At 67.0% G+C, this 21,553-nt stretch carries 19 protein-coding genes; 14 read left to right on the forward strand and 5 right to left on the reverse strand.

Translation table 11 applies throughout. The features are described from left to right. Positions 1 to 109: 109 nt before the first annotated feature. The 3 genes from sdhC to sdhA are packed head-to-tail and all read left to right on the forward strand — an operon-like array spanning position 110 to position 2,723. A complete protein-coding gene (gene sdhC / locus RF701_RS15850) occupies positions 110 to 538 on the forward strand; it encodes a succinate dehydrogenase, cytochrome b556 subunit (protein ID WP_308815517.1) in 429 nt (142 codons plus the stop codon). Then, complete coding sequence (gene sdhD / locus RF701_RS15855; RefSeq protein ID WP_210356732.1) at positions 538 to 921, forward strand: succinate dehydrogenase, hydrophobic membrane anchor protein; 384 nt, start codon at positions 538 to 540, stop codon at positions 919 to 921. The genes sdhC and sdhD overlap by 1 nt, the downstream gene beginning before the upstream one ends. Continuing rightward, positions 921 to 2,723 carry a succinate dehydrogenase flavoprotein subunit gene (gene sdhA, locus RF701_RS15860; protein ID WP_210356731.1) on the forward strand — a complete coding sequence of 601 codons (1,803 nt, stop codon included), beginning with the start codon at positions 921 to 923 and terminating at the stop codon, positions 2,721 to 2,723. The genes sdhD and sdhA overlap by 1 nt, the downstream gene beginning before the upstream one ends. Before the next feature lie 49 nt (positions 2,724 to 2,772). On the opposite strand, the gene RF701_RS15865 is transcribed toward sdhA, so the two are convergent. The 3 genes from RF701_RS15865 to RF701_RS15875 are packed head-to-tail and all read right to left on the reverse strand — an operon-like array spanning position 2,773 to position 4,300. Then, positions 2,773 to 2,994 (reverse strand): hypothetical protein, encoded by a 222-nt coding sequence (locus RF701_RS15865; RefSeq protein ID WP_210356730.1) that lies wholly within the window; start codon positions 2,992 to 2,994, stop codon positions 2,773 to 2,775. A 13-nt stretch (positions 2,995 to 3,007) separates the two neighbouring features. Further along, positions 3,008 to 3,277, reverse strand: coding sequence for a hypothetical protein (locus RF701_RS15870; protein WP_308815518.1), 270 nt, complete (start codon positions 3,275 to 3,277; stop codon positions 3,008 to 3,010). Between the two features lie 21 nt (positions 3,278 to 3,298). After that, complete coding sequence (locus tag RF701_RS15875; RefSeq protein WP_308815519.1) at positions 3,299 to 4,300, reverse strand: SDR family oxidoreductase; 1,002 nt, start codon at positions 4,298 to 4,300, stop codon at positions 3,299 to 3,301. Positions 4,301 to 4,439: 139 nt separating this feature from the next. On the opposite strand from RF701_RS15875, the gene RF701_RS15880 reads away from it, so the two are divergent. From RF701_RS15880 to RF701_RS15930, 11 genes are all read left to right on the forward strand, one after another. Continuing rightward, positions 4,440 to 5,225, forward strand: a complete 786-nt coding sequence (locus tag RF701_RS15880; RefSeq protein WP_203310660.1) for a succinate dehydrogenase iron-sulfur subunit — start codon at positions 4,440 to 4,442, stop codon at positions 5,223 to 5,225. A 115-nt stretch (positions 5,226 to 5,340) separates the two neighbouring features. Then, positions 5,341 to 5,808 (forward strand): PaaI family thioesterase, encoded by a 468-nt coding sequence (locus RF701_RS15885; RefSeq protein WP_210356728.1) that lies wholly within the window; start codon positions 5,341 to 5,343, stop codon positions 5,806 to 5,808. Positions 5,809 to 5,823: 15 nt separating this feature from the next. After that, entirely contained in the window at positions 5,824 to 6,933 is a 1,110-nt protein-coding gene (zapE, locus tag RF701_RS15890) for a cell division protein ZapE (RefSeq protein ID WP_308815520.1), read from the forward strand. 79 nt (positions 6,934 to 7,012) lie between these two features. Continuing rightward, entirely contained in the window at positions 7,013 to 8,077 is a 1,065-nt protein-coding gene (locus tag RF701_RS15895; RefSeq protein WP_308815691.1) for an acyltransferase, read from the forward strand. A gap of 120 nt (positions 8,078 to 8,197) precedes the next feature. Continuing rightward, positions 8,198 to 9,160 carry a malate dehydrogenase gene (mdh, locus tag RF701_RS15900; RefSeq protein ID WP_308815521.1) on the forward strand — a complete coding sequence of 321 codons (963 nt, stop codon included), beginning with the start codon at positions 8,198 to 8,200 and terminating at the stop codon, positions 9,158 to 9,160. 54 nt (positions 9,161 to 9,214) lie between these two features. Continuing rightward, positions 9,215 to 9,511: a GIY-YIG nuclease family protein gene (locus RF701_RS15905; protein WP_210356724.1), complete on the forward strand. Its 297-nt coding sequence runs from the start codon at positions 9,215 to 9,217 to the stop codon at positions 9,509 to 9,511. Positions 9,512 to 9,565: 54 nt separating this feature from the next. Next, on the forward strand, positions 9,566 to 10,450 hold the full coding sequence (gene sucD, locus RF701_RS15910) for a succinate--CoA ligase subunit alpha (RefSeq protein ID WP_115379064.1): 885 nt from the start codon (positions 9,566 to 9,568) through the stop codon (positions 10,448 to 10,450). Between the two features lie 219 nt (positions 10,451 to 10,669). After that, positions 10,670 to 13,651 carry a 2-oxoglutarate dehydrogenase E1 component gene (locus tag RF701_RS15915; RefSeq protein ID WP_308815522.1) on the forward strand — a complete coding sequence of 994 codons (2,982 nt, stop codon included), beginning with the start codon at positions 10,670 to 10,672 and terminating at the stop codon, positions 13,649 to 13,651. Positions 13,652 to 13,781: 130 nt separating this feature from the next. Further along, positions 13,782 to 15,008: a 2-oxoglutarate dehydrogenase complex dihydrolipoyllysine-residue succinyltransferase gene (odhB, locus tag RF701_RS15920; RefSeq protein WP_210356722.1), complete on the forward strand. Its 1,227-nt coding sequence runs from the start codon at positions 13,782 to 13,784 to the stop codon at positions 15,006 to 15,008. Between the two features lie 131 nt (positions 15,009 to 15,139). Next, positions 15,140 to 16,540, forward strand: a complete 1,401-nt coding sequence (gene lpdA / locus RF701_RS15925) for a dihydrolipoyl dehydrogenase (protein WP_210356721.1) — start codon at positions 15,140 to 15,142, stop codon at positions 16,538 to 16,540. After that, a complete protein-coding gene (locus RF701_RS15930) occupies positions 16,540 to 16,866 on the forward strand; it encodes a GCN5-related N-acetyltransferase (RefSeq protein WP_308815523.1) in 327 nt (108 codons plus the stop codon). The genes lpdA and RF701_RS15930 overlap by 1 nt, the downstream gene beginning before the upstream one ends. A gap of 41 nt (positions 16,867 to 16,907) precedes the next feature. Here the strand turns inward: RF701_RS15930 and RF701_RS15935 are convergent, their stop codons facing one another. Continuing rightward, a complete protein-coding gene (locus RF701_RS15935; protein ID WP_308815524.1) occupies positions 16,908 to 19,460 on the reverse strand; it encodes a TonB-dependent receptor domain-containing protein in 2,553 nt (850 codons plus the stop codon). Between the two features lie 231 nt (positions 19,461 to 19,691). Continuing rightward, a complete protein-coding gene (locus RF701_RS15940; RefSeq protein WP_308815692.1) occupies positions 19,692 to 21,464 on the reverse strand; it encodes a glycogen debranching enzyme in 1,773 nt (590 codons plus the stop codon). Between the last annotated feature and the right edge of the window lie 89 nt (positions 21,465 to 21,553).

Consider the following 21,553-nt stretch of genomic DNA (forward strand, 5'->3'; position numbering starts at 1 on the left):
TCAGAGCCTTCGCGCCGCATGCCTTCACCCGCCGCGGCGCCTTCGAGCGGCTTGCATCCCGCGCTTTGCTGCCTAATAGGCAAGGGCAATCGTTACCCGAGGACCGTTTATGGCATCCCGTACACCGGCCCGCCCGAAGAGCCCGCATCTCTTCGCCGGCTTCATGAAGCTCCATTATGCCTGGGGGCCGCACATGCTGGTCTCCATCCTGCACCGCGCCACGGGCACGGTGATGGCGACGCTCGGCACGGTCATGCTGGTCTGGTGGCTGGGCGCGCTCGCCGCCGGCGCGGACGCTTATGCGACGTTCCTCGACGCGTTCACCACGTCGGCAGGCCATCTCAACGTCGTCGGCTGGATCGTCGGCGTCGGTCTGAGCTGGGCCTTCTTCACGCACATGCTCAACGGCATCCGCCACCTGGTGATGGATGCGGGCGCCGCGTTCGAGCTGAAGCGCAACAAGATGTTCAGCCTGGCGGTGCTGGTCGGCGGCGTGCTGCTGACCGTGTTGTTCTGGCTCTATCAGGGGATCAAGTGATGGGTTCGGGCACCAGCATCGGCCGCGTCCGCGGCCTTGGCAGCGCCAAGGAGGGCGCGCATCACTGGTGGCGTCAACGGGTCACCGCGGGGTCCAACCTGTTCCTGATGCTGTGGTTCGTCATCTCGATGGCGCGCCAGCCGGCGTTCGACTACGCCAGCATGCGGATGTGGCTGTCGTCCGCTTGGGTCGCGGTGCCGATGATCCTGCTGGTCGCCTCGGTCTTCTGGCATTTCCGTCTGGGCCTGCAGGTCGTCATCGAGGACTATGAGCATGACGAGCGTCGCGTCGCCGCCCTGCTCGCGCTCAACTTCTTCACGGTGGGCACCGCCGCCGTCGCCATCTTCGCGATTCTCAAGGTCGCTTTCGGAGCTGCCGCATAATGGCTGATGCGTACAAGATCATCGACCACACGTACGACGCCGTGGTCGTCGGCGCGGGCGGATCGGGCCTGCGCGCCGTCATGGAATGCGCGCAGAACGGTCTGAAGACCGCCTGCATCACCAAGGTGTTCCCGACGCGTAGCCATACGGTGGCGGCGCAGGGCGGCATCGCGGCATCGCTGGGCAACATGGGGCCGGATCACTGGACCTGGCACATGTACGATACCGTCAAGGGGTCCGACTGGCTCGGCGACCAGGACGCGATCGAATATATGGTGCGCGAGGCGCCGGCCGCGGTCTACGAGCTGGAGCATGCCGGCATGCCGTTCAGCCGCACGGACGAGGGGCGCATCTACCAGCGCCCGTTCGGCGGCATGATGCAGAACATGGGCGAGGGCCCGCCGGCGCAGCGCACCTGCGCCGCGGCGGACCGTACCGGCCATGCCATGCTGCATACCCTGTATCAGCAGTCGCTACGCTACGACGCGGATTTCTACGTCGAATATTTCGCGCTCGACCTGATCATGGAGAATGGCGCGTGCCGCGGCGTGATCGCGCTGTGCATGGAAGACGGCAGTATCCATCGCTTCCGCAGCCATAACACGGTGTTGGCGACGGGTGGCTATGGCCGCTGCTATTTCTCGGCGACGTCGGCGCATACCTGCACCGGCGACGGCGGCGGCATGGTGCTGCGCGCCGGCCTGCCGCTGCAGGACATGGAGTTCGTCCAGTTCCATCCGACCGGCATCTACGGCGCGGGCGTGCTGATCACCGAGGGCGCGCGCGGCGAGGGCGGCTATCTGACCAATTCCGAGGGTGAGCGCTTCATGGAGCGCTACGCCCCCTCGGCAAAGGACCTGGCGTCGCGCGACGTCGTGTCGCGCTCGATGGCGATGGAGATGCGCGAAGGCCGCGGCGTCGGCCCGCACAAGGACCACATCTTCCTCCACCTCGATCACATCGATCCCAAGGTGCTGCACGAGCGGTTGCCGGGCATCACCGAGACGGGCAAGATCTTCGCGGGCGTCGACCTTACGCGTCAGCCGCTGCCCGTCACGCCGACGGTCCATTACAACATGGGCGGCATCCCGACGAACTTCCACGGCGAGGTCGTCCAGCTCAAGGACGGCAATCCGGACACGGTCGTGCCCGGCCTGTTCGCGGTGGGCGAAGCGGCGTGCGTGTCGGTCCATGGCGCGAACCGTCTGGGATCGAACTCGCTGATCGATCTCGTCGTGTTCGGCCGCGCGACCGGCAAGCGGATCGCCGACATCACCAAGCCGAACACCAGCCACAATCCGCTGCCCAAGGGGTCCGAGGAACTGGCGCTGTCGCGTCTCGACACGTTCCGCCACGCCTCCGGCGGCACGCCGACCGCGGAGATCCGGCTGGAAATGCAGCGCACGATGCAGAAGCATTGCGCGGTGTTCCGCGACAATGCGCTGCTGAGCGAGGGACAGACGCTGATCCACGGCATCTACGATAAGGTCGCTGACGTCGGTATCCAGGATCGCAGCCTTATCTGGAACACCGACTTGGTCGAGACGCTGGAGCTCGACAACCTCATCGCGCAGGCGGTGGTGACGATGGAATCGGCCGCGAACCGCAAGGAGTCGCGTGGCGCCCATGTGAACGAGGATCATCCCGACCGCGATGACGCGAACTGGATGAAGCACACGATCACGACGTTTGACGGCTGGGGCGGCAAGGGCGGTACCACCGAGATCGACTATCGCCCTGTTCACGATTACACGCTCACGGACGAGGTCGAGTACATCAAGCCGAAGAAGCGCGTCTATTGATCGCGTCGCGCCCCCCCGGCGCACCGCGGGGGGGCGCGACGAAAGCGTATCAGGGAAGGTCGGGCAGTTGCTCGGCCAGAGACCGGATCGCCTGACCCTTCAGTTCGACCACCGTTCCGCTGTCGAGCGGGACGGCCCGCTCGGGCGTCAGCACCGCTGCATCCTGCGACGCGGTGTCGAGCGCCAGCCACGTCCGCGCGGCACCTTCCAGGCTGGTCACTTCCGGCAGGTCGCAGTCGCCGCGCGCGACGTTGGCGAGTCTCGCGCTCATCCTCCAGTCGATCTCAGCCAAGGTCGTTCTCGCTGATAACGACCCGTCCCTGATTGGGATCGCGGGCCAATGCCCGGGTCGCGGCGGCGGCGATCTCATCGCCGTGGCGCTGGAATAGCGGAACGGGGTCGGTCGGGATTGTACCGGCCAGTGCTTCCAGAACGTCATATTGCAGGGCGAAATCATACGTTTCGCCGCTTGCCTCCCCGCTGAACTCGATCTGGCGGTTGTCGACGTTGTCGAACGGAGTAGTCGGGTCGATCGTGATCTGCGATTCGGCCATGGTCATTCCTTCTTTCTATGGTCAGGCGCGGCGCCGTATGGCGATCAACGCGCCGACGCTCGCGGCGATGCCGAGCCCGACCGCGGTGATCGCGGCGGGACGGCGTGCCGCCGCGGTATAGAGGCTCACCGCGCGCGCATGATGCTCCCCCGATCGGACGTGCCCTGTACGGACGCTGCCGAACAGGTTGCTCGGTTGCGGCTGTGGTTTGTCGGGATCGACGAAGCCGGCGGCCGCGGCCTTTGGCGCGATCTTGCCGAAGAGGCCGGGGAAGTGTGCGGCGAACAGCGTTTCGGCGCGGCCCACGCCGCCTACGGTGATGGCGCGCCGGGGGCGGACGGCGCAGGCAAGGATCGTCTTTGCCACGAGTTCGGGATCGTAGACCGGCGGCGGCACCTGCGCTTCGCCGCCCGCATGGTTCGCGGCGTGCTGGGCGATCGGCGTATCGATTCCCGACGGCTTCACCAGTGTCACCGATATCGGCAGGCCCGCGTCGGCAACTTCCATGCGCAGCGTATCGACATAGGCATGGACCGCATGTTTCGAAGCAGCATAGGCGCCCATCAGCGGGCTGGGCATGTCGCCCGCGATCGAGCCGACGGTGATCAGCGCGCCGCCGCCCTGCAAATGCGGGATGGCGGCGAGACAACCATGGACGGTCCCGAAATAGTTGGTGCGGAACAGCTGCGTATGCTCGTCGTCCGGTGTGTCGCGCAGGGTGCCGTAGATTGCGACGCCCGCGCAATTGATCCAGGTGTCGATCCTGCCGAATCGCTGGGCGGCATGCGCCGCGGCTGCCCGCAAGGCGTCGGCATCGCCGACATCCGCGGCATAGGCGTCGGCGGTGCCGCCCTCCGTCGTGATCCGTGCGACGATCGGACGGAGATCGTTCTCCTCGCGCGCGACCAGCAACACGCGCGCGCCGGCGCGCGCGGCGGCTTGCGCGGTGGCAAGGCCGATACCGGAGCTTGCGCCGGTGATCACCATCACCTGTTCTTCGATCGGCTTGAGCGATAGGCGCATGCGGACGGTCCAGGACGTTGGTCCGCTCAAGCGCCTCAGGTGGGGTGCGGGTTCCGGCCCGATCGACATGCAAGGGGGTTGCGCGCGGGCGACGAAAGGCATAGCCGCAACTGCAGCATTTCGAAGGAGCGCTGCGGCAATGGCCGACTTCACCCTGCCCAAGAACAGCAAGGTTCGCGCCAAGGGCAAGGTCCATAAAGCGAAAGCGGACGCGAAGCGGGTCAAAAGCTTCAAGGTCTATCGCTACGATCCCGATACCGGCGAGAACCCGCGTTACGACACGTTCGAGATCGATCTGGACACCTGCGGTCCGATGGTGCTCGACGCGCTGATCAAGATGAAGGGCGAGCAGGATTCCTCGCTCACCTTCCGTCGGTCGTGCCGTGAGGGCATCTGCGGATCCTGCTCGATGAACATCGACGGGCGTAACGGTCTGGCGTGCACCACCGCGATCGAGGACATCAAGGGGGAGGTGAAGATCACGCCGCTTCCCTCGATGGACGTGATCAAGGACCTGGTACCCGACTTCACGCATTTCTATGCGCAGTACAGCTCGATCAAGCCGTGGATGCAGACGGTCAGCCCGCCGCCCTCCGGCAAGGAGCGGCTGCAGTCGCCGGAGGACCGCGCCAAGCTGGACGGCCTGTACGAGTGCATCCTGTGCGCCTGCTGCTCCACGTCGTGCCCGAGCTATTGGTGGAATGCCGACAAGTTCCTGGGTCCGGCGATCCTGCTCCAGGCCTATCGCTGGCTGGCAGATAGCCGCGACGAGATGACGGGAGAGCGGCTCGACACGCTCGAGGATCCGTTCCGGCTGTATCGTTGCCACACCATCATGAACTGCGCGAACACCTGCCCGAAGGGTCTCAACCCGGCGAAGGCGATCGCGGAGATCAAGAAGATGGAAGCCGAGCGCATCCTCTGATTACGGTCGGTCTCCCGTTGGGCGAAGGCCGGATCTCGGCCGGTAACGCTGTGCTTGCCTGCAGCAACGTCGCGATGCCGGCCCCTTGCCTGCGCGGGGGAAGGCGCACGGCGGCGTGAGCGACGGGTCGGACGCGCTCTTTTCCTATGGTGACGATCCCGCGCTGCCCGGCTGGAAGCGTTGGAAACTCGGGGACGAGAGTCGTTTCAATGCCGTCTTCGGCGCGATCCATGTGCGCGTCGACGACGGCATGGCGCTTGTCCGCATGACGCCCCGGCGCCAGCACAGCAATCTGCGCGACCAGATGCATGGCGGTGCCCTGCTCGGCTTCATCGACTGCGCGCTGTTCGCCGCCGCGCGAGGGCTCGGCGTGTTGCAGGCCGGCGGTGCGGTGACGCTCGACCTTGCGACACAATTCATCGGAGGGGCCGCGCTCGACCGTCCCGTCGAGGCGCGGGTCGAGTTGCTGCGGGAGACCGGGCGCCTCTTGTTCCTGCGTGGGCTGATCGCGCAGGACGAAACGCCAACGATCGCGAGCTTTTCCGCCACGCTGCGCAAGTCGACGCCGCCGTCCGCTGCCTGACCCTCGAGTGTTCGCTTGACCAGAGTCCTTGCCGCCTATGACGCGCTCATCGCCGCGGGCGAATTGCGCCCCGATGCCGAACAACGCGAGGCGGCCGAATGTCTCGACGCGCTCGCCGCGACGCTGGAGCAGCCTCGCCGCGGCGGCATCTTCGCCCGGCTGACCGGACGCCGGACCGCGCCGCGCGGGGTGTACATGTGGGGCGACGTCGGACGCGGGAAGTCGATGCTGATGGACCTGTTCTTCGCGCACGTCGACGTTGCGGCGAAACGGCGGGTCCATTTTGCCGAGTTCATGCTGGAGGTGCATGGCCGCATCGCGATCGAGCGGCGCAAGGAAGCCGGCGACCCCATCGCGCCGGTCGCGGCGGCGCTTTCCGCCGAAACCAGGCTGCTTGCGTTCGACGAGATGATGGTGACGAACAGTCCGGACGCGATGATCTTGTCCCGGCTGTTCACCGCGCTGATCGCGGCCGGGGTGACGATCGTCACCACGTCCAACCGCGCACCCGCCGATCTCTACAAGAACGGCCTCAATCGCGAGCATTTCCTGCCGTTCATCGCCCTGATCGAAACCCATCTCAACGTCGTCGCACTCAACGGACCGATCGATTATCGCCGCGACCGCCTCGGCCAACAGGATACGTGGCTGGTGCCGAATGGGCCCAAGGCGACCGCGGAGCTGTCGGCCGCCTTCTTCCGTCTCACCGACCATGAGGTCACCGAGCCGATCCCGTCGGAGGATATCGCGGTCCAGGGCCGCGTGTTGCACGTGCCCAAGACACTGAAGGGCGTCGCGGTCTTCTCGTTCAAGAAATTGTGCGGCGAGGCGCGGGGCGCGGCGGATTATCTCGCCGTCGCGCGCCGCTATCACACGGTCATCCTGGTCGGCATCTCCGAACTCGGCCCGGAGAACCGCAACGAGGCCGCGCGGTTCGTCCAGCTGATCGACGCGCTCTATGAGCACAAGGTGAAGCTGCTCGCCGCCGCAGACGCGGAGCCGGACGCGCTCTACCCCGAAGGAGATGGGCGCTTCGAGTTCCAGCGCACGGTCAGCCGGTTGGAAGAGATGCGCTCCGAGGCCTATCTCGCCGAGGGTCATGGCGTGGCGGCCGAGGCGGCTTAGCCGGCGGTCGCGGCCTCCGGCCCCTGGGTGCCACCGCGTCGCCCCGAAATGTTAACGCCCGCGCGCTATCCGCGTGACCATGTTCCCGCGCCGCGACAGCATGCTCGACGTGATCCGTGGCATCGCGATCCTGTGGGTGCTGCTCTTCCACCTGCGCGTCGCGACCGGCTCGGCGACGCTGGACCGATTGCTTCGGCCGATCATCGATGTCGGGTGGGTGGGCGTCGACCTGTTCTTCGTGTTGAGCGGTTTCCTCGTCGGGGGGCTGGTGTTCGACCAGCTCGCATCGCCCGCCGGCTTCTCGCGCCGCCGGTTCTTCGCGCGCCGCGTGCTGCGGCTCTGGCCGGTGCTCTATCTGTATCTCGCGATATTGCTTCTCGCCGGCGGAACGCCGGCCTGGACGATGGTGCTGCCCGTCGTCGTCCACCTGCAGAATTTCGCGACCGGCGTCCCGAACCATCTCTGGTCGCTGGCGGTCGAGGAGCACTTCTATCTGGCCGTCGCGTTGCTGACTCCCTGGTTGTGGCGGCGCGGCGGACCCGGCGGACTGGCGATCGCCTTGTTTGTGCCGCTCGGCGGCTGCCTCCTGCTACGGTTGGGCGCGCTGGCGGCGGGCGCTGCGCCGGTAGCCGTTCAGTGGCAGACGCCCTATCGCATCGACGCGCTCGCCGCGGGGATGCTGGTCGCCTGGGGCGAACGTAACGGCTCGCGGGTCCTCGTCTGGCTGCAGGCGCGTCGCAGCGGATGCCTCGCCATCGCGGCGGCCGCCTTTGCGGGGCTCGCCGCGATCGACGATCCCCGCATCCGGTATGGATGCGGTCTGACCGTCGCGTGGATGGCGGCCGCGCTGGTGATCGTCGCCCTGCGCCGCGTGCCGCTGCCGCGCCGTGCGGGGGCGCTCCGGCTGCTCACCTGGCTGGGCGGGATATCCTATTCCGCCTATGTCTGGCACGTCAGCCTCGGCCGGCTGGCGGACGCGACCGCGCCCTTCGCCGCCGCGCCCGCCGTCACGGCCTGGCGCTACGCCGTCGTTCTGGCCGGCGCCGCGCTGATCGTCAGGCTGGTCGAACGGCCTTTCATGCGCCTGCGACCCGGCGCGACGACGGCAGTCACACCTCGGAAAGCGCGGCTCGGCACAGCCTAACGCTACTGCGAATAATTATCATCAATTATCTTAACGATCCGCCGTTATGCGGTTGTGCCATTGCCCCAATAGGCCTATGCGGCGTGACCAATTCATGCCCTCATCACGGAGAAGGATTGGATGGCTCGCAAGAAGATCGCGCTGATCGGCGCCGGCAACATCGGCGGCACGCTCGCGCACCTCGCCGCCCTGAAGGGGCTGGGCGACATCGTCCTGTTCGACGTCGTCGAGGGCGTGCCGCAGGGCAAGGCGCTCGACCTTTCGCAGTGCGGTCCGGTCGAGGGTTTCGACGCGAGCATCAAGGGCTCGAACGATTATGCCGACATCGCCGGCGCGGACGTGATCATCGTCACGGCCGGCGTCGCGCGCAAGCCCGGCATGAGCCGCGACGACCTGCTGGGGATCAACCTCAAGGTCATGAAGGCGGTGGGTGAGGGCATCAAGGCGAATGCGCCGGACGCGTTCGTGATCTGCATCACCAACCCGCTCGACGCGATGGTCTGGGCGCTGCGCGAATTCTCCGGCCTGCCGGCGAACAAGGTCGTCGGCATGGCCGGCGTGCTTGATTCGGCGCGCTTCAGCCACTTCCTCGCCGAGGAGTTCGGCGTGTCGGTGAAGGACGTGAACACCTTCGTGCTCGGCGGCCACGGCGACACGATGGTGCCGGTGCTCGAATATTCGACGGTCAGCGGCATCCCGGTCAGCGATCTTGTTGAGATGGGTTTCTCCACGAAGGAGAAGGTCGACGAAATCGTCAAGCGCACGCGCGGCGGCGGCGGCGAGATCGTCGCCCTGCTCAAGACCGGCTCGGCCTATTACGCGCCCGCCACCAGCGGCATCGCGATGGCGGAAGCCTATCTGTACGACCAGAAGCGCATCCTGCCGGCCGCGGCGCACCTGTCGGGTGAATATGGCATCGACGATCTCTATGTCGGCGTGCCTGTCGTGATCGGCGCGGGTGGCGTCGAGAAGATCGTCGAGGTCAAGCTGTCGGACGAGGCTAAGGCGAACCTTCAGGTCTCTGTCGACGCGGTCAAGGAATTGCTCGTCGCCTGCAAGGGCATTGACGAGACGTTGAACTAAGGGAGCTTTTGCCACCCCGGCGAACGCCGGGGTCCAGTTGGGACGTCCCCAGCGATGTACGGTGCCGCCTATGTCTACATCATGGCGAGCGCTCGCAACGGGACGCTCTATATTGGTTCGACGGTCGATTTGGTGCGACGCATCTGGGAGCACCGCAATGGCGTCGTCGAAGGCTTTACGAAGCGCTACGGTTGTCATCTGCTCGTCTGGTACGAGGCGCATGAGAGCTGGGAATATGCACGGCAGCGTGAGCTGCAGATGAAGAATTGGAGGCGGAACTGGAAGCTGCAGGAGGTCGAGGGGTTCAATCCCGAATGGGAGGATCTTTACGACCGGATCGCGCTGCCATGACCGCCTTCCCAACTGGACCCCGGCGTTCGCCAGGGTGGTAAGGACGAACAGCGAATGAGCATCCTCGTCAACAAGAACACCAAGGTCATCACCCAGGGCATGACCGGTGAGACCGGCAGCTTCCACACCAAGGCGGCGCTGGATTACGGCACGCAGATGGTCGGCGGCGTGACCCCGGGCAAGGGCGGCACCGAGCATCTCGGCCTGCCGGTGTTCGACACCGTCGCCGAGGCGGTGACCAAGACCGGCGCCGACGCGTCGGTGATCTACGTGCCGCCGCCCTTCGCCGCGGACTCGATCCTGGAGGCGATCGACGCCGAGGTGCCGCTGATCGTGTGCATCACCGAAGGCATTCCGGTGCTCGACATGGTGCGCGTCAAGCGCGCGCTGTCGGCGTCGAAGTCGCGGCTGATCGGCCCGAACTGCCCGGGCGTGCTGACGCCGGGCGAGTGCAAGATCGGCATCATGCCGGGTTCGATATTCAAGAAGGGTTCGGTCGGCGTCGTGTCGCGCTCGGGCACGCTGACCTATGAGGCGGTATTCCAGACGTCGAATGCCGGCCTCGGCCAGACCACCGCGGTCGGCATCGGTGGCGATCCGGTCAACGGCACCAACTTCATCGACGTGCTCGAGCTGTTCCTGGCGGACGACGCGACCGAATCGATCATCATGATCGGCGAGATCGGCGGCTCGGCCGAAGAGGAAGCGGCGCAGTTCCTCCGCGACGAGGCGAAGCGCGGCCGCAGCAAGCCCATGGCCGGCTTCATCGCCGGCCGCACGGCGCCTCCGGGCCGCCGCATGGGCCATGCCGGTGCGATCGTCTCCGGCGGCCAGGGCGGCGCCGAGGACAAGATCGCGGCGATGGAAGCTGCCGGCATCAAGGTCGCGGCGTCGCCGTCGGAGCTGGGCTCGACCCTGCTCGAGGTGCTGAAGGGTTGATGTAACGCCCTCCCTCTCCTGCCGGGAGGGGGAGGGAGCCGCCGACAGGCGGCGGAGGGGTGAGGGTGTGGCGCACCCGTTACCCTTACCCTCCCACCCGCGGATGCGGGCGGGCCCAGTTCTGGGGTGAACATTGCCCCGCAATGTTCAGGCCACGCCGGGGGCATGGCCGACCCCAAAACTCTCTCCCGACGGGAGAGGGAAAAAAGGACGAAGACGATGGGCTACGAAGGCCAGGATTTCAGCGACATCGCGCAGGGCGTCAGCCCGGCGTTCATCGAGGCGCTCTACGCCAGGTTCCAGGCCGACCCGACGTCGGTCGAGGGCGGCTGGCAGACCTTCTTCGAAGGGCTGGAGCGCGGTGCGGGCGGTCCGAGCTGGACCAACAAGCGCTGGCCGCTGACCACGACCGATGACCTGACCGCGGGCCTCGACCCGACGCAGATGGAGCCCGCGCCCAAGCCGGCCAAGGGCGGCGGCAAGCCTGCCGCGGCCGCCGCGGCGACGCCCGCGCCGTCCAAGGAGGACATCATTAAGGCGGCAGGCGACGCGATCCGCGCGCAGCTGCTGATCCGTACCTATCGCGTCCGCGGCCACCTCGCCGCCAACCTCGATCCGCTCGGCCTCGCCAAGCGCGAGATGCCGGAGGACCTGCGCACCGACTATCACGGCTTCACCGATGCCGACATCGACCGGCCGGTCTATCTGGGCGGCACGATGGGCTTCGAATGGGCGACCATCCGGCAGCTCGTCGACACGCTGCGCAAGAACTACTGCGGCAACGTCGGCCTCGAATACATGCACATTGTCGACGTCGAGGAGCGCCGCTTCCTGCAGGAGCGGATGGAGGGCCAGGACAAGGCGATCGAGTTCACCACCGACGGCAAGAAGGCCATTCTCACGAAGGTCATCGAGGGCGAGCAGTGGGAGAAGTTCCTCGGCAAGAAGTACGTCGGGACGAAGCGCTTCGGCCTCGACGGCGGTGAGTCGATGATCCCGGCGCTCGAGTCGGTGATCAAGTACGGCGGCCAATATGGGGTGCGCGAAATCGTGTTCGGCATGGCGCATCGCGGCCGGCTGAACGTGCTCGCCAACGTCATGGGCAAGCCGCTGCGCGTCATCTTCCACGAATTCGCCGGCGGTTCCGCCAACCCCGAGGATATCGGCGGGTCCGGCGACGTGAAATACCATCTCGGCACCTCGTCGGACCGCGAGTTCGACGGCCATACGGTACACATGAGCCTGGTCGCCAATCCCTCGCACCTCGAGGCGGTGAATCCGGTCGTGCTCGGCAAGACACGCGCGATCCAGACGATCGCCGGCGACCTTCAGGACCACAGCGCGTCGCTGCCCGTGCTGATCCACGGCGACGCCGCGTTCGCCGGTCAGGGCATCGTGTGGGAATGCCTCGGCTTCTCCGGCATCCGCGGCTACAATACCGGCGGCTGCGTCCACTTCATCATCAACAACCAGGTCGGCTTCACCACCAGCCCGCAGTTCGCGCGTTCTTCGCCCTACCCGTCGGACGTTGCAAAGGGCGTGCAGGCGCCGGTGTTCCACGTCAATGGCGACGATCCCGAGGCGGTGACCTTCGCGACCAAGATGGCGATGGAGTTCCGCCAGAAGTTCCATCGCGACATCGTCATCGACATGTGGTGCTACCGCCGTTTCGGCCATAACGAGGGCGACGAGCCGGGCTTCACCCAGCCGCTGATGTACAACATCATCCGCAAGCACCCCGGCGTCAGCGAGATCTACGCCAAGCGGCTGATCGCGGAGGGCGTCGTCGACCAGGCCTGGGTCGACCAGAACATCAAGCAGTATGTCACGCGCTGCGAGGGCGAGTTCGAGGCCGGCCAGGGCTACAAGCCCAATAAGGCGGATTGGTTCGCCGGCCGCTGGTCTGGCCTGTCGGCGCCGAAGGAAACCGATCAGGGCCGCCGCAACGTCGAAACGGGCCTTGACCGCAAGCTGTTCGACGCGGTCGGCCGAAAGCTGACGACGGTGCCGGACAGCGTCCAGATCCACAAGACGCTGGCGCGCGTCCTCGACGCGAAGCGGCAGATGTTCGCCAGCGGCGAGAATTTCGACTGGGCGACCGGCGAGGCGCTCGCCTTCGGCTCGCTCCTGTCGGAGGGCTATGGCGTGCGTCTGTCGGGCCAGGATTCGGGCCGCGGCACGTTCAGCCAGCGCCACGCCGTCTGGGTCGACCAGACCGACGAGCACAAGTACGTGCCGTTGCAGACGGTCGAGCACGGCCGGTTCGAGGTGCTGGACAGCCCCTTGAGCGAATATGGCGTGCTCGGCTTCGAATATGGCTATGCGCTTGCCGATCCTAAGACGCTGGTGATGTGGGAGGCGCAGTTCGGCGACTTCGTCAACGGCGCGCAGATCATGATCGACCAGTTCATCACCAGCGGCGAGTCCAAGTGGCTGCGCGCCAACGGCCTGGTGATGCTTCTGCCGCACGGCTACGAAGGGCAGGGGCCGGAGCATAGCTCGGCGCGTCCCGAACGCTTCCTGCAATCGTGCGCCGGCGACAACATCCAGGTCGCGAATTGCACCACGCCGGCGAACTATTTCCACCTGCTGCGCCGACAGATGCACCGCAACTTCCGCAAGCCGCTGGTCGTGTTTACGCCCAAGTCGCTGCTCCGTCACAAGCTGGCGGTGTCGAAGGCGGAGGACTTCCTGGGCGACAGCCATTTCCGTCGCCTGTTGTCCGACACCAATGGTGCGGCCGATGCGGAAACGAAGCGGCTGGTGCTGTGCACGGGCAAGGTCGCCTACGACCTGATCGAGGCGCGCGACGCGGCGGGCGATACCAGCACGCAGATCGTGCGCGTCGAGCAGCTCTATCCCTTCCCGACCGACGCGCTCGCGGAGCGGATCGCCAAGCTGCCTAACCTCGAGGACGTCGTCTGGGCGCAGGAAGAGCCGAAGAACAACGGTTATTGGTTCTTCGTCGAGCCGCTGATCGAAGAGGCGCTGGCCATGGCCAAGGCACGCGTGGCGCGCGCCCGCTATGCCGGCCGCGCGGCGGCCGCTTCGCCGGCAACGGGCCTTATGAAGCGGCACACCGCCGAGCAGGGTGCGCTGGTCGCGGATGCGCTCGGCCATAATGTGCGCGAGGAAATCCGCCGGACGCGTGCCGAGGGCAGCACGACGACCGCGCGGCCCGCGCAGGCGCCGACGAGCTGATAGGGTAGGTACGTAGCACCCCGGCCGTGCCGGGGCCCAGTTGGGAAAGCAGATGTAAACCGCGCAGCGCCTGACCCGGACCGTTGCGCAACTGGGCCCCGGCCATCGCCGGGGTAGAAGGATAGAGACAATGGCGACTGAAGTTACGGTGCCGACGCTCGGCGAATCGATCACCGAGGCCACGCTCGGCGAATGGCTCAAGCAGCCCGGCGACGCGGTCGCGGTGGACGAGCCGATCGCCAGCCTGGAGACCGACAAGGTTTCCGTCGAGGTGCCGAGCCCCGTCGCGGGTGTCATGGGACAGCACGCGGTCCAGGTCGGTGACACGGTCGAGGTCGGTGCGCTGCTCGCGACGATCGAGGCTGGGGACGCTGCGCCGGCCAAGACGCCCGCCGCCGAACCCGCCGCGACCGCGATCCCTGCGGCGCCCGCGCCTGCCGCCGCCGCGCCACAGCCGGCAGGCGATGCGGCGGCTGCCCTTTCGCCGTCCGTGCGTCGCGCGGTGCTCGAGCATGGCGTCGACCCGTCGACGATCCAGGGCACCGGCAAGGACGGCCGCCTGACCAAGGAGGATGTCGCCGCCGCCGCCTCCGCCAAGCCCGCCGCCCAGAGCGCGCCGGCCGCGCAGTCCGCTCCCGCGCCGGTGGCGACCGCGGGCCGCAAGGAAGAGCGCGTCAAGATGACGCGCCTTCGCCAGACGATCGCCAAGCGCCTCAAGGAAGCGCAGAACACCGCCGCGATGCTGACGACGTTCAACGACGTCGACATGACCGCGGTGATCGAGGCGCGCGCCAAGTACAAGGACCTGTTCGAGAAGAAGCACGGCGTCCGGCTCGGCTTCATGGGCTTCTTCGTGAAGGCCGCGACGATGGCGCTGAAGGACATTCCGTCCGTCAACGCCAGCATCGAGGGCGACGAAATCGTTTATCACGATTATGCCGACATCTCGGTCGCGGTGTCTGCGCCGAACGGCCTGGTCGTGCCGGTGATCCGTGACGCGCAGGACCTCTCGGTCGCAGGGATCGAGAAGACGATTGGCGATTTCGGCAAGCGCGCCAAGGACGGCACGCTCAAGATGGACGAGATGAAGGGCGGCACCTTCACCATCTCCAACGGCGGCGTGTTCGGCTCGCTGATGTCGACCCCGATCATCAATCCGCCGCAGTCGGCGGTGCTCGGCCTCCACCGGATCGAGGAGCGCCCGGTGGTCCGCGACGGTCAGGTCGTCGTTCGCCCGATGATGTACCTCGCGCTCAGCTACGACCATCGCCTGATCGACGGCCGCGAGGCGGTGACCTTCCTCGTCGCGCTCAAGAACGCGATCGAGGACCCGACCCGGATCCTGATCGACCTGTAAGCGCATATCCGACGTGCCGGGCCGACGAGGGTCGGGGCGGCACGTGGGGATGCCAGATGTAATCGGGGCTGCGCACTCCCACATCCGCCCCGTAACTGGACCCCGGCGTTCGCCGGGGTGGAGATGATAAAATGGCTGACGAACAGCAGTACGACTATGACGTCCTCGTGATCGGCGCCGGCCCCGGCGGCTATGTCGCCGCGATCCGCGCGGCGCAGCTGGGGCTGAAGACGGCATGCGCCGAGAGCCGCGAGACGCTGGGCGGCACGTGCCTCAACGTCGGCTGCATCCCGTCCAAGGCGATGCTGCACGCCTCAGAATATTTCGACGCCGCGGCCAACGGCGCGATGGCGAAGATGGGCATCAAGGTCACGCCCGAGCTCGACCTGGAGGCAATGCACGGCCAGCGTCGCGACGCCGTCAAGCAACTGACCGGCGGTATCGAATTCCTGTTCAAGAAGAACAAGGTGGAGTGGCTGAAGGGTCGCGCCAGCTTCACGGGCAAGGACAGCGTCGACGTCGCGGGCCGCACCGTCCGCGCGAAGAACATCGTCATCGCGACCGGCTCCAGCGTCACGCCGCTGCCCGGTGTCACCATCGACCAGAAGGTCGTGGTCGACTCGACCGGCGCGCTGGAGCTGCCCAAGGTCCCCGAGCACATGGTCGTGATCGGCGGCGGCGTGATCGGGCTCGAGCTCGGCAGCGTGTGGCGTCGCCTGGGTGCGAAGGTCACGGTCGTCGAATTCCTCGACCAGATCCTGCCCGGCTTTGACGGCGACGTGCGCAAGGAATCCAACAAGATCTTCAAGAAGCAGGGTCTCGAGTTCAAGCTGTCGACGAAGGTCACGGGCGTCGCCGTGAACGGCGACGTCGCGACGCTGACGCTGGAGCCCGCGGCGGGCGGCGAGGCGCAGACGATCGACGCGGATACGGTGCTCGTCTCGATCGGCCGCAAGCCCAATACCGACGGGCTCAACCTGGAGGCGGCCGGCGTTGCGCTCAATGGCCGCGGGCAGGTCGAGATCGACCATGACTTCCGTACCAACGTTCCGGGCGTCTGGGCGATCGGCGACGTCGCGCCGGGCCTGATGCTCGCGCACAAGGCGGAGGACGAAGGCATCGCCGTCGCGGAGAATATCGCGGGCCAGCACGGCATCGTGAATCACGATGTCATTCCGAGCGTCGTCTACACCTGGCCCGAGATCGCCGGCGTCGGCCTGACCGAGGAAGCCGCGAAGGCTAAGGGCGAGGTGAAGGTCGGCAAGTTCCCGATGCTCGCCAATAGCCGGGCAAAGACCAATCACGAGCCCGACGGCTTCGTGAAGATCATCGCCGACGCCAAGACCGATCGCGTGCTCGGAGTCTGGGCGATCGCCTCGGTCGCCGGCACGATGATCGCACAGGCGGCGCAGGCGATGGAATTCGGCGCGACCAGCGAGGATATCGCCTACACCTGCCACGCCCATCCGACGCATTCGGAAGCAATCAAGGAAGCCGCCATGGCGGTGACCGGCAAGCCGATCCACATCTGATGTCCGGCGGCGCGGCGCAGGGTCCCGAACCGGACCGCGCCGCGTTGGAGGCGGCGTGGCTGCGCCTGACGCGCGTCACGCTGCCCGACCTTGCCCGAGAGCGCGGCTGGCCGGTCCGGGTGGACCATTGTTTCCAGCGCATCCTGCTCGACAATGCGGTCGGCGGCCGATGGTATGACGCGGTGGCACGGCGCCCGGCCTATCGCCACATCGCGGCGGCAGCGCTGATCGAGGCCGTCGCGCTCGGCGAGGCGGCGATCGCCGGCACCGTCGATCTCGCGGCACTCAACCGGCAGTCGCTGCGCTGGCGCGGCAAGCGGGCGTAAGCGCGGTACGGAACGCACCGCCGCGCAACGAAGCGGCACGGTCAGAACAGCTTGCGCACGCCGAGCTGCACGGTACGCCCGATGGGGTCGAGATAGCCGGGCTGGAAGCCGTTCGGCGTCGCGCCGTTGCGATCGCGGACGTCGATGCGGTCGTTAAGCCAGTTCTGAACGAGCAGGTTGAGCGACAGGCTCTTCGACCATGGCTTGTGCAGCATCTTGTCGAGGTCGATCTGCGTCCAGCTGCCGATGATCGTCTTGCCGGAGAAGGTGAGATCCGATGTCGCAAGCAGGCTGCGAACCCGCGTCGCGCCCTGCGCCTGGATGAAGGTGCCGATGTTGAGCGCCCCGACGGACAGGCCGGCATTGGCGTTGATCTCCCACCGGGGCCGGCCGCCCGACCCGTTGAGCGTCGCCCCGTCGAGCAGGTCCAGACTGGCCAGCCCGTCCCGCAGCACGGCCCGATCCGACAGGCGCAGCGTGGTGGTGACATAGGAGAAGACGTGGATCGGCTCCTTGGGCGGGGGAGGGGGCGGAGCGTCCTTGGCGGGCACTCCCGGCTGTGCCGCCGCCGGCGCGGGCTTCTTGCCGATCTGCGTCCAGATGGCGGTGACGAATTGCAGCTTGCGCTCGGTCTCCCGCGCGACGTTCACACCGCGCAGGTCGACCTGGGTCAGTCTGCCCGTTCCGTCGCGCAGGAACAGGTCGGGGAAAGCCGCCTGGATCGTGGGCGTCGCGCCGGCGAGGTTCGTCGTCTGGTCGGCGATGCGCGTCTCGATATAGTCGACCGCGAGCCGGATCGAGCCGCGATCGTCGCGCATCGGATGATAGGCGAGGCCAAGCTCCGACACGCGCCGCCGCTCCGGCGTGAGCGCGGGATTGCCGCCGGTGACTGCGGTGACGAGTCCGGATGTTCCGGTCGCGAAGTCGAAGAACGGCACATTGGGTGTCGTCAGCACCGGGTTGGTGAGCAGCGCGATCGCTGGCGCGGTCTGCGTCTCGTTGACCGACGCGTGCAGCTGGAAACGCGGTTTCAGGGACCAGGATACGCCATAAGCCGACTGGAGCAGGCGGCCGTAGCGCGACACGTCCGAGACTGCGAGCGTACCGTTTAGCGACAGGTCGCCGAGGAAGGGGAGCACGCCCTGCTTGGCGGCGGCAACGGGAACGGTCGCGTTGATGCTACCGGATTTCACCGTGCGCGCCAGTGCGGCGGCCGACCCGTCGATCTGATCGTTGCGGTTGGCGGACCGCGTATAATCGGCCGCGGCGGTGATGAGGACATCGCCCGCGGGCAGATGGGCGAGCGGACCGTTCAGCGTCGCCTTGCCGTTGGTCTCGTCCGTCACGCTCTTCTGGCGTTGTGCGATCCGCCGCGACGCTGATGATGCGTCGATTGGTGTCAGCGGGTCGGCACCGGCCAAGACCGCGGCCTGCAACGCGGCGGTCGGTACGCCCTGTTCGGCCAGCCCCGTCGCCCGCAGGCGGTTGTAGCCACCTGTCACCGTCCAGGCCCAACGCCCGATCACGCCCTGCACCGCGCCGCTGCCGGACAGTTTGAGACTGGCGTTGCGTTGGGCGAGAACGACGTCGGGCAGATAGCGGTAGACGAGCGTGTCGCCGGCGAAGGGTAGAATGCCGCCGCCGGGCACGCGTAGCACCGTGGTCGCGAGTCCGTTGCTGCCCGCGCTGCGCGTCGCTTCCATCGACAGGGTCACCGAACCGCTGAGCGTGCGGCCGAGCGGGCCGGCCAGCGTGGTATTGGCGGCCAGCGTGTCGCTGGTCGGCAGCAGGGTGCGGAAACGACCGATATCCGTCACCGCGGGGCGATCGGCGGTGGCGACGTAGCTGCCGAGCTGCTGCCGCGCCGCGCCATCCGCGGGAATGGCGGCGACGGCCACGGGCCTGCCCGCGAGCCGGTCGAGCGCGGCATCGATGCTGCCGCCGCCGATGGCGGCAACATTGCCAGCAAGCGCGTAGAGCGCCGTCGTATCGGGCAGGATGTTCCGCTGGCTCTGCCGTATCGCATCCTGATGCTGGTAGCTGGTGTTGATCGTCAGGCGGCGGGACCCCGAAAGGCGGGTGGTATTGAGGAACAGATAGTCGGTGCCGTTGCCGCCATCGGTCGCGCCGCTGACGGTATTTTCCGCGACGATGGACCGGAAGTTCTTCTTGGTGATGAAATTCACGACCCGCTGGGTCGGTGGATAGCCGAAACGGGCAGCATCCTGCTCGGTAAGGATTTCGGTCCGCTCCATCGCTTCGGGAGGCAAGCCGTAGACATCGTCCATGCTGGCGACGCGGCGACCGTTGAGGAGGAAGACCGGGGGGCCGCCATTGGCGCCGGTCGTCAGCCCCTGCAGCCGCTGCATCAGATCCTTGATGGTGGTCGCGCCGAGCGTCCGGATGGCTGCGGCGTCGAGTACCGCTATCGGCTCCGCGTCGCCGATGGCGGAGCCGGATACGCGGCGCGCACGGACGACGATTTCGCTAGTCCCCTCGGCCGGCGGCGACGCTCCTCCGTCCTGTTGCGCAAGCGCGGGCGCACTGCCCAATAGCGCGGACCATGCGAGCAGGTAGCAAGTCGTGCGCGTCATGAATGAGCGGTCCGATAAAGGGCGGGGGCGTGCGTATCGACCGACGCAGATGCCATCGCCGGAAGATGCTTCATCCTGCGCATGAAAGACGGCGGAATTAAGAACAGTTCGGCCAATAGCACCGACTGTTGCATTTTCATCTCAAATAATACTGGATAAGCGGCGCCCTCGTAGGAACCAGCGAGGCCGGATCGTACGGGCGCCGCCGCTTCCACGCACGTGGATCAGACGCTAAACCGATGTTCCGCCAGTGTTATCGATGCGGACCATGCGGGTTCGCCGATCGACCCGCACCGCCACGCCGCGCGTCTGCAACACGAAGCCGTCCGCATCCGCCCAGGCCGTGTCCGTCATGGGCATGCCCGCCAGGTCGTGCCAGCACGAATCAGGATAAGGTGCTGGGTCGCCCAGGCCGGCTGTCGCCCGCGCCTGCGCGAGGGCGGCGACATGGGCCTCCAGCGCCTGGTCGCGCCCGGCCCAGTCGACCCAGCCGATCGGATTGTCCTGCGCATAGGCATTGTTGTTGCCTTGCTGTGTCCGCCCGAATTCGTCGCCCGCGGTCAGTAGGATCGTGCCGCGCGAGGCGAACAGGGTGCCGAGCAGCGCGCGTCGGTCGGTGTCGCGCGCGGCGCGCACCGCGGGATCGTCGCTCGGTCCCTCGACGCCGTTGTTCCAGCTGTGGTTGTCGCCATGGCCGTCGCGATTGTCCTCGCCATTCGCCTGGTTATGACGCTCGGCATAGGCGACGGTATCGGCGAGGGTGAAACCGTCGTGGGCCGCGATGAAGTTGACGGTCCGCGTGCCCTCCCGGCCGAAGATGTCGTCCGACCCGGCGAGCCGTGTCGCCAGCACGCCCGCGCCCACATCGCCCCGCCAGAAACGCCGGACGTCGTCGCGGAACCGGTCGTTCCATTCGAGCCAGCCGTGAGGGAAATTGCCAAGCTGATAGCCGCCGGGGCCGATGTCCCACGGCTCCGCGATCGTCACCCGTGTCGCCAGAAAAGGGTCGGCCGCGATCTCGTGGAATATCGGCGCGGTCGGCGAAAAGCCCGGACCGCGCGCGAGGACGGTGGCGAGGTCAAAGCGGAAGCCATCGACGCCGAGCGCGGTGAAGTGGCGCAGCGCGTCGAGGATCATCTGCCGTACCTCGGGACGCGCGCAATCAAGGGTGTTGCCGGTGCCCGTGTCGTTGATCAGCGTGCCGTCTGGCGCATGCGCGAAATAGAGCGAGGGTTCGAGCCCGCGCAGCGCCAGCGTCGGACCGTGTACGTCGCTCTCGCCATTATGATTGAAGACGAGGTCGAGGATGACGCCGATCCCCGCCGCTCGCAGCGCCGCGACCGTCTCGCGCAGCTCGGCGACGCCGCCCGGCGCCAGCCGGGGATCAAGCGCCATCGGGACGACGGGATTGTAGCCCCAAGCGTTGCTAAGGCCGAGCGGGGGCAAATGCCGCTCATCGATCCAGGCGACGATCGGCATCAACTCGATGGCGTCGACGCGCAGCGATCGAAGATGCGCGATGATCGCCGGATGCGCCAGCGCGGCGATCGTTCCGCGCTGCGCCTCGGCTATGTCGGGGTGCAGCATGGTGAAGCCGCGGACGTTGAGTTCGTAGATCAATCCGCCGGGGGCGAAGAGCGGCGGACTTAGTTCGTCGGGGAGTGGCAGGGGACTCGGCACGATCGCGCGCGGGACGAGCGCGCCCGTCTCGACGCCGGGGAGGCCCAGACGCGGGTCATGGACGAATGGCCGGTCGAGGATGATCGCATAAGGATCGACGAGCAGCTTTGCCGGATCGGACGCGCAGCGATAGCCGTACCGCTGCCCCGCGCCGACGCCGGGCACGCGCGCACGCCAGATGCCGTCGCCGTCCGGCACCATCGGGACCTGGCGTTCGCCCGTGCCATCGAACAGGCACAGCGTCACCGGCGCGGCGGCGCGCACGGCAAAACGGGTGCAATCGCCCGCGACGACCGCACCGAGCGATGCGGCACTGACCGCCATGTCCGTCACCAACAGGTCCAGCTGCCGCGCCCGGTTGTCGAGCGCCCCATCACGAGCGGGCGGCTTCGGAACCGCGCTGGAGCCGACCC

This window comes from Sphingomonas sp. GV3 (assembly GCF_031082075.1).
GTDB lineage: Bacteria > Pseudomonadota > Alphaproteobacteria > Sphingomonadales > Sphingomonadaceae > Sphingomonas > Sphingomonas beigongshangi.